The sequence below is a fragment of the Xanthomonas sp. SS genome (genome assembly GCF_014236835.1).
In the GTDB taxonomy this organism is placed as follows: Bacteria; Pseudomonadota; Gammaproteobacteria; order Xanthomonadales; family Xanthomonadaceae; genus Xanthomonas_A.
This window is the reverse complement of record NZ_CP051190.1, coordinates 553,783-567,780: the sequence shown is the minus strand read 5'-3', so window position 1 is coordinate 567,780 and position 13,998 is coordinate 553,783. Positions and strand designations below refer to the sequence as shown.

The following is a 13,998-nucleotide window of genomic DNA, read 5'->3' as shown; positions in this document are numbered from 1 at the left end:
CTACCTCAAAAAAGAATGCAGGAGATCAGGCGGCTTGCACGGTCAGGTGCGAGCCGGAACGAAGACGGAGCAGCAGGGCCTGCGGCGGCGCGGCCGGCGCAGTGGCCTCGGGCGCGGACGCATCCGGAGCCGCCGGCGCGGCGGGCGCTTCGGCAGGTGCGGCAGCCGGCGCGGCCGGGGCCGCCGCCGGTGCCGGCTTGCGCGCCGCCAGCCACTTCTGGAAGTCCTGCTTGGACACCGCCTCGACCACGATCGGCATGAAGCCGTGGTCCTTGCCGCACAGTTCCGCACATTGGCCGCGATACACGCCAGGCGTGTCGATATCGGTCCAGGCTTCGTTGATGATCCCGGGGATGGCGTCCTGCTTCCAGCCCAGCGCCGGCACCCACCAGGCGTGGATCACGTCGTCGGAGGTGATCACGAACCGCACCTTGGTGTTCACCGGCAGCACCAGCCGGTTGTCCACGTCGAGCAGGTAGTGCGGATTGCTCTCCAGGCTCGGCACCTGGCCGCTCTGGCGCATGCGGTCGGAGTCGCGCGCCAGGCGGCTGGTGAAGGAGACGTTCTCGCCCAGGTATTCGTAGCGCCACATCCACTGGTAGCCGGTGACCTTGACCGTCAGCTCGGCGTCGCGGGTGTCGTACATGGCGATCAGCTTGGCCGTCGCCGGCCACGCCATCGCGATCAGGATCAGCACCGGGATCACCGTCCAGATCACCTCGGCCTTGGTGTTGTGGCTGAACTGCGCCGCGACCGCGCCCTTGGACTTGCGGAACTTGAACATCGCATAGCCCATCGCGCCGAACACCAGCACGCCGATGACCGCGCAGATCCACAGCGACAGCATGTTCGAATCGTAGGCATTGCGCGCGCTCTGGGTGACGCCGCGGCCCATGTTCAACTGCCAGGGTTTCGGATCGGCCGATTGTGCCCACGCCATGGGTGCGGCCAGCGCCGCCGCCAATGCCATCCCGCCCCTGACCGCCTGTTGCTTCCACATGCCGCATTGCTTCATTGCCTAGACCCCTTGGAGCGTCATCGGTTGCGGCCGGTCGCGGCCGCCAGCAAGCCTTCCAGGGTCTGCGCCAGCTCGCGGCGCTCGCCCGGGCCGAGAAACTCGCCGACCCGGACCTGCTTGCCGCTGCACGCCAGCACCACCCTGTCGTCGCCTTCGATCCGCAACCGCACCCAATGCGGGTGGGCGCGGAACGCCGGCGTTCCTGCATTCGTGCGGGTCACTTCCACGCAGCCCGGACCCACCCGGATGTCCTCTTCGCGATCGCCGCTGCGCCATGACCAGCGCAGCGCGAGCGCCACCACGATGCTGTGCAGCAAGGCGAACGCCGGCGCGAACACGTTGCCGGCCAACCACCCCAGCACCGCCACCGCCCACATCGCCCCGGCCAGCGCCGCGAACAACATCACGAATTGCCGGGCACTGAGCGCCCGCGGCGGCCGCAGCCGCAGCTGCGTACCCGCTCCCTCCGCAGAAAACGGACACATTTCGATCATGTCGAACCGCGCTTCCGAGCCGCCGCGCTGTCCCAGCCGCGAGCAACGATTCGATGGTAGCCCCGGGCCTGCGCGCCGGCAAGCGCGCGTTCATCATAAAAAATGCTGCATTGCAACCAAATTCTCTCCGCAGACGTTCAGCCATCGGTGCCCGGCGCCGGCAACTGGGCACCGCGCCGACGCGCTGCGCGAGCGGGCGCTGGCATAAAATGCGCGCATCTTCCCTGGTCCTCCCTGCATGAACGCTCTGTCTGGCGCCGGTTCCGCACCGGCGATGCCGTCCGCGTCTCCCTCGCCGTTGCTTGCCCCCGAACTGCCCCCCGCCTCCCACGCACTGCGCGCCGCGATCACCGCCGCGTGGCTGAAGGACGAGGCCGACCACGTGCGCGAACTGCTCGAGCAGGCGCGCCTGCCCGCCGCCGACCAGGCCAAGGTGCAGGCGCTGGCCGCCGACCTGGTCACCCGGGTGCGCGCCCGCGCCCAGAACCAGGGCGCGATCGAGGCCTTCATGCGCCAGTACGACCTGGGCAGCGAGGAAGGCGTGCTGCTGATGTGCGTGGCCGAGGCGCTGCTGCGCATCCCCGACCAGGAAACCGCCGACAAGCTGATCCGCGACAAGCTCGGCGACGCGGACTGGAAGAAGCACATGGGCGAAAGCGACTCGGTGCTGGTCAACGCCTCCACCTGGGGGCTGATGCTCACCGGCAAGCTGGTGCAGATCAACGACCTGACCCGCGCCGACGTGGCCGGCGCATTCAAGCGCCTGATCGGCCGCGTCGGCGAGCCGGTGATCCGCCTGGCGGTGCGCCAGGCGATGAAGATCATGGGCCACCAGTTCGTGATGGGCCGGACCATCGGCGAGGCGCTGTCGCGCTCCAAGAAAGGCGACAACGCGCACTACCGCTACTCGTTCGACATGCTCGGCGAAGGCGCGCTGACCATGAAGGACGCGCACCGCTACCTCGACGCCTACCGCCAGGCGATCCACGCGATCGGGCGCAGCGGTCCCAACGGCTCGTACCAGGGCAGCGACGTGTTCGCCGCGCCCAGCATCTCGATCAAGCTGTCCGCGCTGTACCCGCGCTACGAGCACGCCAAGCGCGCGCGAGTGATGGCCGAGCTGGTGCCGGGCGTGCTGGAACTGGCGCAGCTGGCCCGGTCCTACGGCATCGGCTACACGGTGGACGCCGAAGAGGCCGACCGCCTGGAGCTGTCGCTGGACATCATCGAAGCCACCTTCTCCGATCCGTCGCTGGACGGCTGGGAAGGCTACGGCCTGGCGGTGCAGGCGTACCAGAAGCGCACTCCGTACACGATCGACTTCCTCGCCGACCTGGCGCGCCGCGTCGGCCGCCGCATCCCGGTGCGCCTGGTCAAGGGCGCGTACTGGGACGCGGAGATCAAGCGCGCGCAGGTCGAAGGCCATCCCGGCTATCCGGTGTTCACCCGCAAGCAGAACACCGACGTGTCCTACCTGGCCTGCGCCAAGCGCATGTTCGCGCACAGCGACGCGCTGTACCCGATGTTCGCCACCCACAACGCGCAGACCATCGCCGCGGTGCGCGCCATCGCCGGCGGCAAGGATTACGAACACCAGAAGCTGCACGGCATGGGCGACGACCTGTATGCCGAGGTGATCCCCGCCGACCGCCTGGGCGTGCCGTGCCGCGTGTACGCGCCGGTCGGCTCGCACGAGGACCTGCTGCCGTACCTGGTGCGGCGCCTGCTCGAGAACGGCGCCAATTCCAGCTTCGTCAACCGCATCACCGACGAGGACGTGGCGATCGAGGACTTGATCCGCGATCCGGTCGAGGCCGTGTCCGCGTTCGCTTCCATCCCGCATCCGAAGATTCCGCTGCCGGCCGATCTGCTGCGCAGCCAGAACCACAACAGGAAGAATTCCATGGGCGCCAACCTCGCCAACGACAACGACCTGCGCGCGCTGGCCGACCAGCTCAACGCCGCGATCAAGCCCTGGCAGGCCGCGCCGCTGGTGCCGGGCGCGCTGAACGCCAGCGCGCCGCTGGACGTGACCAACCCCGCCGACCGCCGCCAAGTGGTGGGCCGCTGGCAACCGGCCGACGCCGCCACCGTGGAGAAGGCGCTGGCCAACGCGGTCGCCGCGCAGCCGGGCTGGAACCGCACCCCGGCCGCCAGCCGCGCCACCATCCTCGAGCACGCCGCCGACCTGCTGGAAGCGCGCATGCCCGAGTTCATCGCGCTGTGCGTCAAGGAAGCCGGCAAGACCCTGCCCGACGGCGTCGCCGAAGTGCGCGAAGCGGTGGATTTCCTGCGCTACTACGCCGGCCAGGCGCGCGCCCAGTTCGGCGCGCCCGAGCGCCTGCCCGGGCCGACCGGCGAGTCCAACGAACTGCAGTTGCACGGCCGCGGCGTGTTCGTGTGCATCAGCCCGTGGAATTTCCCGCTGGCGATCTTCCTCGGCCAGGTCGCCGCGGCGCTGGCCGCCGGCAACGCCGTCATCGCCAAGCCGGCCGAGCAGACCAACCTGGTCGGCCATGCCGCGGTGAAGCTGCTGCACGACGCCGGCGTGCCTGAGGCGGCGGTGCAGTTCCTGCCCGGCGACGGCGCCACCGTCGGCGCCGCGCTGACCCGCGATCCGCGCGTGGCCGGCGTCGCCTTCACCGGTTCGACCGAGACGGCGCGCGCGATCAACCGCGCGCTGGCCGCGCGCGACGCCGCGATCGGCGTGCTGATCGCCGAGACCGGCGGCCAGAACGCGTTCATCGCCGACTCCTCGTCGCTGCCCGAGGCGGTGGTCAAGGACGCGATCTCCAGCGCCTTCATCTCCGCCGGCCAGCGCTGCTCGGCCGCGCGCGTGCTGTTCGTGCAGGACGACATCGCCGACAAGGTGATGACCATGCTCGCCGGCGCGATGGCCGAACTGAAGATCGGCGACCCGGGCCTGCTGTCCACCGACGTCGGCCCGGTGATCGATGCCGACGCGCTGAAGATTCTTACCGACCACGCCGCGCGCATGGACCGCGAAGCGCGCCTGATCGCGGTGGCCGCCAGCGACGACGGCACCGCCCACGGCAGCTTCTTCGCCCCGCGCGCCTACGAACTGCAGTCGCTGGCGCAACTGCAGCGCGAGATCTTCGGCCCGGTGCTGCACGTGATCCGCTGGAAGGCCGACCAGCTCGATGCGGTGATCGAGCAGATCAACGCCACCGGCTTCGGCCTGACCCTGGGCGTGCATTCGCGCATCGACGAGACCATCGAGCGCATCGCCGCACGCGTGCAGGTCGGCAACGTCTACGTCAACCGCAACCAGATTGGCGCGGTGGTCGGCGTGCAGCCGTTCGGCGGCCAGGGCCTGTCCGGCACCGGCCCCAAGGCCGGCGGCCCGCACTACCTGCTGCGCTTCGCCACCGAGAAGGTGGTGACGGTCAACACCACCGCGGCCGGCGGCAATGCGTCGTTGCTGACGCTGGGCGACTGATCGGCGAAATAGTTCGCCGGCACCTCTGTAGGAGCGGCTTCAGCCGCGACAGGCACCCTCCGGTGAGGCCATGTCGCGGCTGAAGCCGCTCCTACAAAAAAATCACACAAGAACTCGGCACATGCGGCAACGGATCCATCTCCGTCGCCGCGCACTCGCGCCAATTAGCCATGCCAATGCATCGGCCCCTGGCACAGGCACTGGCCGTCGTCGCTGAGATGCCCGAACAGGCCTTCCAGCAAGTCGTGCGACGGCGTCCATTCGCCGATCGCCGGATGGATCAGCATCGCCTTGCGCGCGGTCAGGCGGCTGCCCGACAGCACCGCCTCGATCGCCGCGCGCTCGTAGGCCTTCACTGCACGGATCAGGCCATGCACCGCATCCGGCAGCGGCGCGGTCGGGCACGGCACGATGCGGTCGCGGTCGATGTGCGAGGAAATCTCCACGATGTCGTCGTCGGGCAGATCGGCGATCGCGCCCTGGTTGCGCACGTTGACCACGATCTTGGCCGGCACTGCGCCGGTCAGCGCGCTCATCACGTCGATGGCGATGCGGTGATAGCCGGTGCTGACCCGGAACGGATCGGCCTGCAGGCTGACCCCGGCATCGAACGCCGAACCGGCTTCGGCCTCGAGCTTCATGTACGAGCCCGAGCGCTGGTTCAGATACGCCGCGTACGCCTGCACCGCGCCGTGGCCGTCGCCGGCCTGCAGGCGGCTGCCGAGCGTGGCGATCAAGGCGTGGTTCAAGGTCTCGATCTCGGCGCCGCGGCTGCCGCCCTGGGTGCGCTGGTTGGCCAGCGCGCGGCGCCGCTCGTAGTAGAAGAACAGGTATTCGGTCGGGATCAGCCGCAACTCGCGGATCATGTCGAAGTCGAACAGCGGCGCCAGGTACAGCTGGCGCAGCAGTGCGTCGTCCTGCAGCAGCCGGTCGATGACCTCTTCGCCGTGCAGGCGCACGCCGCGTACCCAACCCAGATGGTTGAGGCCGACGTAATCGCATTCCACCGCGGCGTGGTGCGCGCCCAGCGCATGCGCGATGTTGTGGAACAGTTCGGTCGGGGTATCGCAGATGCCGACGATCTTGGCGCGGGTATGCGTGGTCACGGCCTGGGTGATCAGCCCGGCCGGATTGGTGAAGTTGACCAGCCACGCATCCGGGCTCAACTGCTCCACCAGCCGCGCCTGCGCGATCGACACCGGCACCGTGCGCAAGGCCATGGCCACGCCGGCCGGGCCCGTGGTCTCCTGCCCCGGATAGCCCTGATCGATGCTCACCCGCTCGTCGGCGGCGCGCTGCGCGATGCCGCCGATGCGGATGCTGTTGAGCACGAAGTCCGCGCCTTCGATCGCATCCTCCAGCGAATCGGCGGCGCGCAGGCGCAAGTCGCCGCCGAACTCGGTCACCACCGCGCGGCCCATCGCCACCATCAACTGCACGCGCTCCGGGTCCGGGTCGTACAGCACCATCTCCTCCACGCCCAGTGCCGCGGCCGCCTCGTTGACCCCATACACGACCAGTGGCGAGCGCACCCCGCCGCCGCCGATCAAGGCGATCTTACGATTCGTTGCTGTCATTGAAGTTCCTCAGTTGGTCGAAATCGGGGAGGCCGTCCAGCGCGCCGAGCGCGGCGCAGCAGGACGCGCCGCAGAAGCAGGCGCGGCGCAGGCAGTCGTCGAGTCCTGCGCCGTCGAGCAGCGCATCGATGAAGCCCGCATCGAAGGCGTCGCCGGCGCCGGTGGTGTCGCGCACCTGCACCGCGGGCGCGGCCACGCGGCGCGCGCCGGCCGCATCGACCACCATCGCGCCGGCGCCGCCGAGCTTGATCGCCGCATGGCGCAAGCCCAGCGTCTGCGCCCACTGGCGGCATGCCTCGGCGCCGTCGCCGCAGCCGAGCAGCGCGGCCTCTTTCTGGTTCGGCAGGAAATAATCCACCTCGCGGCAAGTGGCGAGGTTGTGCGACGCGGCCAGCCAGTCCGGGCTGAAGCCCACGTCCAGCGAGGTCGTGCAGCCGGCCGCGGCCAGCGCCGGCAGCAGCGTCTGCGCCAGCGCGCGCGACAGCGGCATCGCGAAATGCACGTGGCGCGCCGCGCACAGTTCGTCCAGCACCTCGGCGCGTGCGAGCAGCGCATCGAGCTGCGCGTTGGCGCCCAGGTAGGTGAAGAACGCACGGTCGTCGGGCATCGACACGCTGACCGTGATCCCGGTGCCGGCCGGGTCGCTGCGCAAGCCGTCGCTGCGCACCTGGAACTGGCCCAGGCGCTGCGCGAACCAGGGCCGGTCGCTCTCGCCGATCAGGCCGATCAGCCGCGTGCTGCGCCCCAACCGCGCCAGCCCGCAGGCGGTGTTGACGGTACCGCCGCCGAGCTCGCGCAGATAGGCGCTGGCCAGGGCTTCCTCGCCCGGCTGCGGCCAGCGCTGGAAACCGCTGAGGATGTGATCGGCATAGATCTCGCCGACCACCGCGACGTCGCACGCGCTCATCGCGCTGTCCAAGGCCATGTGCCCTGCCTCCTGGCTTGAATCAAGAACAGCGCCGTGCCCACTCCCAGCGCCACCACCGCCGCGAGCAGGTGGCGGCCCTGGCTGGTGGCCAGGATGTACAGCCAGCCGGCCACGCTCACCCATAGCGGCCACGGATACAACGGCATCGAGAACGCATCGCGCGGACGCTGCGCGCGCCGCCGCAGCAGCACCACCGCCAGACACTGCGCCATGAACTGGAACATGATCTGGATGACCATCAGCGTGGCGATCAAATCGTCCAGCGACAGCAGGCAGGCCAGCGCCGAGGTCGCGCCGACGAACAGCAGCGACACGGTCGGGAAACGGCCGCGCGGATGCAACCGCGCGAACACCCGGAAGAACTGCCCGTCGGCCGCCGCCGCGTACGGCACCCGCGAATAGCCCAGCAATACCACCAGCGCCGAGCCCCAGCTGGCCAGCATGATCAGCGCGACCGCGATGGTGCTGCCGACATGCCCGTAGATCGCCTGCATGAAGTCGGCCACCACCGCCTTGGACTGCGCCGCCTGCTGCCACGGCAGCACGCCTAGGATGGCCACGTTCAAGCCCAGGTACAGCGCCGCCACGATCGGGATCGAACACAGCACCGCCAGCGGAATGTTGCGCCGCGGCTGGCGGATCTCGCCGCCGAGCATGCACACGTTGTTGTAGCCGCCGTAGTCGTACACCGCGATCAGCGCCACCGCACCGAAGCCGAGCCAGAAGCCGTGCGGCGAGACCGCACCGGCATGCAGGAAACGCTGCGCGATCGCCATGTCGAAATGCAGCAGGCCGCTGGCCACGATCCACACCACCGCCGCCACCACCGCGGCGGTGACCAGCAGCGACAGCACCTGCACCGAGCGCACTTCGCGGTACAGCAAGGCGGTGTTGAACAGGCACAGCGCCGCGGCGATCGCGGTCAGCTGCCATGGCGCCAGGCCCGGCGCCAGAAACGCCAGATACTGGGTGAAGCCGACCGCCGCCGCACCGATCGACAACGGCGCGGTCAGCAGCGTCTGCCACAGGTAGAGAAAACCGAACAGGCTGCCCAGGCGGTCGCGGCCATAGGCCTCGCGCAGGTAGTGGTACGGCCCGCCGGATTTGGGAATCGCCGAACCCAGTTCGGCCCAGACCAGGCCGTCGCACAGACACAGCAGCGCGCCGGCCACCCAGCCCAGCAGCACCATCGGTCCGGCCAGCGCCGACAACGCCAACGGGATGGTGATGAACGGGCCGATGCCGACCATGTTCAGCAGGTTCGCGGACAGCCCGCCCCAGAATCCGATCGCGCGCGGCGGCGCGTGCTCGGCATCGTGGCGCGTCGCATCGGGCGTGGTCAGCAGCATGCGGACTCCCTTGTCGCCGGCGCGACGCAATGGGTGGGATGGAGACGGTCGGTGTGTATGCGGCGCAGGCTCATGCGCGCGCTCCTTGCAACGCATTCGCGCAATGGATCGCGGCAGCGCGGGTGCGGTGCAGATCGAACACCAGCACCTCGTTGCGGCCTGGCCGCAGCCACGGCCCCGGGCAATACAGGCCTTGCTGCGGCCCGATGCGCCAGTAACGGCCGAGCAACTGGCCGTTGACCCACAGATAGCCCTTGTCCCACTCGCGCATGTCCAGGTAGACGTCGCCGGGCGACTCGACCACGATCTCCGCACGGAAGAACAGCCCCGGCCGCGACGACGCCGCGCGCAGCGGCTGCAGCGCTTTGATCCAGGCGTCGTCCAGCGCGATCGGATACGCCTGCCAGTCCTGCAGCGGCGCGCCTTGCAACTGCACCTCGCCGAGCAGGCCCTTGGCATCGCCCAGCGCCGGACCGAAGTTCACATGGCCGAAGCTGTCGACCAGGATCTCCAGCGTGCGCTCGGCCTGCTGCGCCCGTGGCAGCGCCAGCTGCGGCGAAGAGTGCAATGCGTGGTGCCGCACCCGCGACACGTGCCCCGCTTCCTCGCCATCCACCTGCACCACCGCGTAGTCGTGCACGCCGTCCACGCGCAACTGTGCGCCGGGACCGATGCGGCGGCGATACAGCACCAGTCCCTGGTCCTGGCCGAACAGGAGTTCGTTGCCGGTCGGCGCCACGGTCGCGACCGGCGCCGCGGGCAGGTTGTCCCACAAGGACGCATAGGGCAGCGCCAGCGTCGGCGCGAACGTCGTGCGCGGCGGCGGCGCCGGCGGCAGCGGCAAGCGCTGCGGCACAGACGCGGCGATCGCGTCGCGCATCGCGAAATACGCCGGCGTCGCCGCGCCGCGCTCGTCGATCGGCGCGCCGTAGTCGTAACTGGTCAACGCCGGCTGGAAGTTGGAGCCGTCGTCGTCGGCATTGGCACCGGCGCTCAGGCCGAAGTTGCTGCCGCCATGCACCACGTACAGGTTGAACGAATGCCCGTGCGCCAGCAGCCGGCGCAGCGTCGGCAGGTAGTCGCGCCGCGCGAAATCGGCCTCGCCCCAGTGCGTCAGCCAGCCCGGATAGCCCTCGGCCACCCACACCGGCGCATCGCCGGCGAAGGCGCGGCCGTGCTGCAGGTCGGCCAGGTCGGCACCGTCCAGGCCCAGCGCCGCGCCGGGCAGGTACGCCTTGCGCCGGCGCAGGTCCTTCATGCCGTCGGCGACCGCGAACGGCCCGTCGATGCCGTGTTCCTGCCACAGCGCACGCAGCGCCTGCAGGTAACCGACGTCGTCGCCGAACATCGAATACTCATTCTCGACCTGCAGCATCAGCACCGGCCCGCCGGCCGCCGCCATCAGCGGCGCGATGCGCGGCGCCACCGCGGCGATGTAGCGCCGCACCGCCGCCATGTAGCGCGCATCGCCGGCATCGCGCAGGCGCATGCCGGGCTCGCGCAACAGATAGGCGGGCAGGCCGCCGAGCGTCCACTCGGCGCAGACATAAGGCCCGGGCCGCAGATAGACCCACATGCCTTCCTGCGCGCACAGGCGGATGAAGGCGACGAAATCGCGGCGATCAGTGTCCAGGTCGAACACGCCCGGTTCGGCTTCCAATGCGTTCCACATCAGGTACAGCGCGATGGTATTCAGGCCCATCGCCTTGGCCATGCGGATCCGGTGCAGCCAGTACTCGCGCGGAATGCGCAGCGGATGCATCTCGCCGCTGCGGATCTGCCACGGCTGGCCGTCGAGCGCGAACTGCCCTTGCGCAAAACCGAACGTGTGCGGACGCCCATCCGCCTCGGGCGCGGCAACCGTGGCGATCGCAGCCGCTGGCGCGGCCGCCATCCCGAATGGCGCGAGCACGCTGAGCAGGCAAAAATTGCGACGTTTCATCGAGGTCTCCGAAGGCGGCGTGCGCAAGGGGGCGGCGCAAACGCGCACCGCCCCGATCCTGCGGAGAGCGGGCTAGAACGCGTACTTGGCGGTCAGCAACGTGGTCATGCCGGCATCGACGATGTCCGAGACCGCCAGATCGCTGCGGCCCACATGCGCCCAGTAGCTGTACTCCTTGGTCAGGTTGGAGATCGACAGATCCAGGCTCAGGCCGTTGTCGAAGTGGTAGCCGGCATGCAGGTCCACGCGCCGGGTCGGGCGCGCCCACAGGTCGTCCCAGGTCGCGCCCTGGTGCAGATAGTCGTAACCGAGCAGGTAGGAACTGCTGAAGTGGTAGCTCAGGTTCACCGAGAAACGCTCGCGTTCGTAGAACAGCTCGACGTTGGCCATGGCATTGGGCGCCGACTGCATGTGCTCGTTCTCGAAGCCGTCCATGCCCAGGTCGGCACGCGCATGCTGGCGGGTGGCGTTGAAGCTCACGCCCAGGCCGTTCAGCGGTTCGGGCAGGTCCTGGAAGCGCTGGCGCGCGCTGACCTCCAGGCCGTAGACGCGGCCGTCGCCGCCGTTGGTCGGCATCGAATACAACACCGTGCCGCTGCCGCTGGAACCAGGGTTGGCCTGGCCGGAGCCAGCGTCGTAGATGTAGTTGCGCAGGCGCTTGTAGAAGCCGGCGACCGAGAAGAAGCCGCCGTGCTCGGTGGACCATTCCCCGGACAGGTCCAGGTTGGTGGATTCGATCGGCTTCAGGTCCGGGTTGCCCTGGGTGATGGTGGTGACGGCGGGGACGCTGTTGGAGATGCTGATGTTGGATCCGCCGCCCAACTGCACGAACGCGGGCCGGGTATAGCTGGTCCACAGCGAGGCGCGGTAGGCGGTGCGCGCGTCGGGACGCCAGGTCAGGAACACGCTCGGCAACGGTTCGTCGTAGGCGGTGTGGTTACTGTCGAAATAACCGACTGTTTCGTTGCCATCGGCATCGGACGGCGTCACCCAGAACGTGTTGTGGATGCTGCTGTGCTCGAAGCGCACGCCCGGCACGATTTCCAGGTTGCCGAGCGAGAAGGTCGCCATCGCATAGGCCGCGGCGACCGCCTCGGTGCCGCGCATCGTGTTGCAGTTCCAGTTGTTGACGTAATACGCCTTGCCGCAGCTGTCCAGGTCGTCGTCGCGCAGATGGCTGTAGATGACGTTGCTGACCGCAGTCTCGCTGACCTTGGGCGTGACCCAGGGATACTTGCCGGGGAAGATCGCGCTGTAGTTGCCGTTGAAGATGCCCAGATCGCCGAGCGTGCTGGTGTCGTCGACGCCGCCGGTCCACCAGTCGCGGTTGCTGAAATTGCGCGAGCTCTTGCTGTACTTCACTCCGAACTGCAGCGCCGACAGCGCGCCGTCCTCGAAATCGTAGCGCACGTCGAACTTGGCGCCGCCCTTCTTCTGCCCGGAATAGATCTTGGTCAGTTCGCCGTAGCTGCTGGCGTACAGCGACGGGATATTGTTGACCTGCGCCAGCAACGCCGGGGTCAGTTGCGGATACGGGAAGGCGCCGCTGCCGTAGCTGACCAGGCTGCTGCCGGAGTAGGCGTAGTTGGTCTGCGAGAACTTGTCCTCGCGGCCGTCGATCTCGACGTGATCCGGACGGTCGTTGTCGCCAAAGCTGTAGAACAGGTTCGGCATGAAGGTCCAGCCGCCGGAGGTCTTGCGCGCGCCGATCTGGAACGTCGCCAGGTCGGCGATTTCCGGATTGGTCTCGTACCAGAAGCGCGAGGCGATGCGGCCGATGTTGGGCGTGTAAACGCCTGCGGTCGCGCTCGGTACGTAGGTCACGTCCTGCGGCAGCAACTGCACGAAGGTGGTGCCCTGGTCGGTCTTGGCGTAGGCATAGGTAGCGCGCGCATACAGCGACAGGCTGTCGTCGACCTGCCAGTCGAACGAGGCGTTGCCGCCATAGCGGCGTTCCCAGCCGGCGACCACGCCGACGTTCATGCCGGTGCTGGTCAGGTTGTGCTGCGGATCGTAGCCGGCGGCGTTGCCGCCGTCGGCATCGGCATGCAGGAACGCCCACGAGTGATCGTTGAGCGCGCTGGTCGCCGCGGCCACCTCGCTGTTGGTCGAGGTGCGGTAGTCGTAGTAGGCGCTGGCGTAAAAACCGAACTGCTGTTCGTCGCCGAACTTGTGCTGGAACTCGCCGGCCAGGCCGCCGCCCAGGCCGTCGCCGCCGTAATCGCGCGCGCGGCTCTCCAGGCGACCACTGCCGGTCACGCTGCCGCTGGTGGTCTGCTTGTAGTCGAACGCGGTGGGCGTGCGGAAGTCGATGGTGCCGCCGATCGCGTCGCCGTCCATGTCGGCAGTGGAGGTCTTGTTGACCACGATGGTCTGCAATCCCGACGGCGGCAGCAGGCTGAGCTGCACGCTGCGGCTGTACGGCATGCCCTGCGCGACGGTGACCCCGTCGATCAGGTTGACGTTGTACTCCGACGGCAGGCCGCGCACCGAGGCGAACATGCCCTCGCCGCGCGCCGCGCCATCCACGCCGCCGAAATAGCCCGAGCCGGTGGTGGTGATGTTGATGCCCGAGATCAGCCCCAGTGCCTCGGCGACGTTGTGCACCGCGGTGTGCTGCAGGTCGTTGGCGGACAGCACGTCCACCGTGTTCACGGCATTCATCTTCAGGTTGCTGGCGTCGTAGCGATTGGCGACGACGGTGATGTTCTTCAGCTGCTTGACCTCGTCCAGCGCGACACTGAGCGCGGTGGTCCCGCTGTCGCTCACTTCGAAGCTGGTCTGCGCCGCGCTGAAACCCGGGTAGCTCGACTCCAGCGCGTATTGCCCTGCCGGCACGTCGGCGATGACGAAATGCCCATTGGCATCGGTGACCGCGCCATACGCGGTCCCGGCGATGCCGACCCGCGCGTTCGCGGCAGGTTTGCCGCTGCCTTGCACGCTGACCTGGCCGGTCACCGTTCCCGCCACCGCCGTCAATGCGGCGCTCGCCCCCAGCACCGCCAGAATCGCCTCAACCAGAATCTTGCCGTTCGAACGCTTGCCACTGCACATGATGCTTCCCCTCGCCAAAAGTGCCATGCACCGGGCGCGACGCATGTCGGCAACCCGGATGTCGTTGGTACCGACCGGACGCACGGCGAATGCATGGCGCGCACGCTGCGACGCTGCGCGCATAAACGGGCGCGCACGGGCAACGGGACACGGGAAACAAACGCGAGTGCGTCGGT

The 13,998-nt window shown here is 68.7% G+C and carries 8 protein-coding genes; 1 reads left to right on the top strand and 7 read right to left on the bottom strand.

Annotated features, from left to right (window positions below):
• Positions 1-25: 25 nt before the first annotated feature.
• Both coxB and HEP74_RS02500 read right to left on the bottom strand, forming a co-directional pair.
• Positions 26-1,015, bottom strand: a complete 990-nt coding sequence (gene coxB, locus HEP74_RS02505) for a cytochrome c oxidase subunit II (RefSeq protein WP_185815047.1) — start codon at positions 1,013-1,015, stop codon at positions 26-28.
• Between the two features lie 20 nt (positions 1,016-1,035).
• Positions 1,036-1,512 (bottom strand): DUF2244 domain-containing protein, encoded by a 477-nt coding sequence (locus HEP74_RS02500; protein ID WP_185815046.1) that lies wholly within the window; start codon positions 1,510-1,512, stop codon positions 1,036-1,038.
• Between the two features lie 274 nt (positions 1,513-1,786).
• Here HEP74_RS02500 and putA point away from each other — a divergent pair, with 274 nt between their 5' ends.
• Positions 1,787-4,972: a bifunctional proline dehydrogenase/L-glutamate gamma-semialdehyde dehydrogenase PutA gene (gene putA / locus HEP74_RS02495; protein WP_524540782.1), complete on the top strand. Its 3,186-nt coding sequence runs from the start codon at positions 1,787-1,789 to the stop codon at positions 4,970-4,972.
• Positions 4,973-5,136: 164 nt separating this feature from the next.
• On the opposite strand, the gene HEP74_RS02490 is transcribed toward putA, so the two are convergent.
• The 5 genes from HEP74_RS02490 to HEP74_RS02470 all read right to left on the bottom strand — a co-directional run bounded on the left by HEP74_RS02490 (position 5,137) and on the right by HEP74_RS02470 (position 13,822).
• Positions 5,137-6,549: a family 4 glycosyl hydrolase gene (locus HEP74_RS02490; protein WP_185815044.1), complete on the bottom strand. Its 1,413-nt coding sequence runs from the start codon at positions 6,547-6,549 to the stop codon at positions 5,137-5,139.
• On the bottom strand, positions 6,530-7,456 hold the full coding sequence (locus HEP74_RS02485; RefSeq protein ID WP_185816461.1) for a carbohydrate kinase family protein: 927 nt from the start codon (positions 7,454-7,456) through the stop codon (positions 6,530-6,532). The genes HEP74_RS02490 and HEP74_RS02485 overlap by 20 nt, the downstream gene beginning before the upstream one ends.
• Entirely contained in the window at positions 7,453-8,826 is a 1,374-nt protein-coding gene (locus tag HEP74_RS02480; protein WP_185815043.1) for an APC family permease, read from the bottom strand. Before HEP74_RS02480 ends, HEP74_RS02485 begins: the two co-directional genes overlap by 4 nt.
• Positions 8,827-8,896: 70 nt before the next feature.
• A complete protein-coding gene (locus HEP74_RS02475) occupies positions 8,897-10,768 on the bottom strand; it encodes a beta-galactosidase (protein WP_185815042.1) in 1,872 nt (623 codons plus the stop codon).
• 72 nt (positions 10,769-10,840) lie between these two features.
• On the bottom strand, positions 10,841-13,822 hold the full coding sequence (locus HEP74_RS02470; protein ID WP_185815041.1) for a TonB-dependent receptor: 2,982 nt from the start codon (positions 13,820-13,822) through the stop codon (positions 10,841-10,843).
• Between the last annotated feature and the right edge of the window lie 176 nt (positions 13,823-13,998).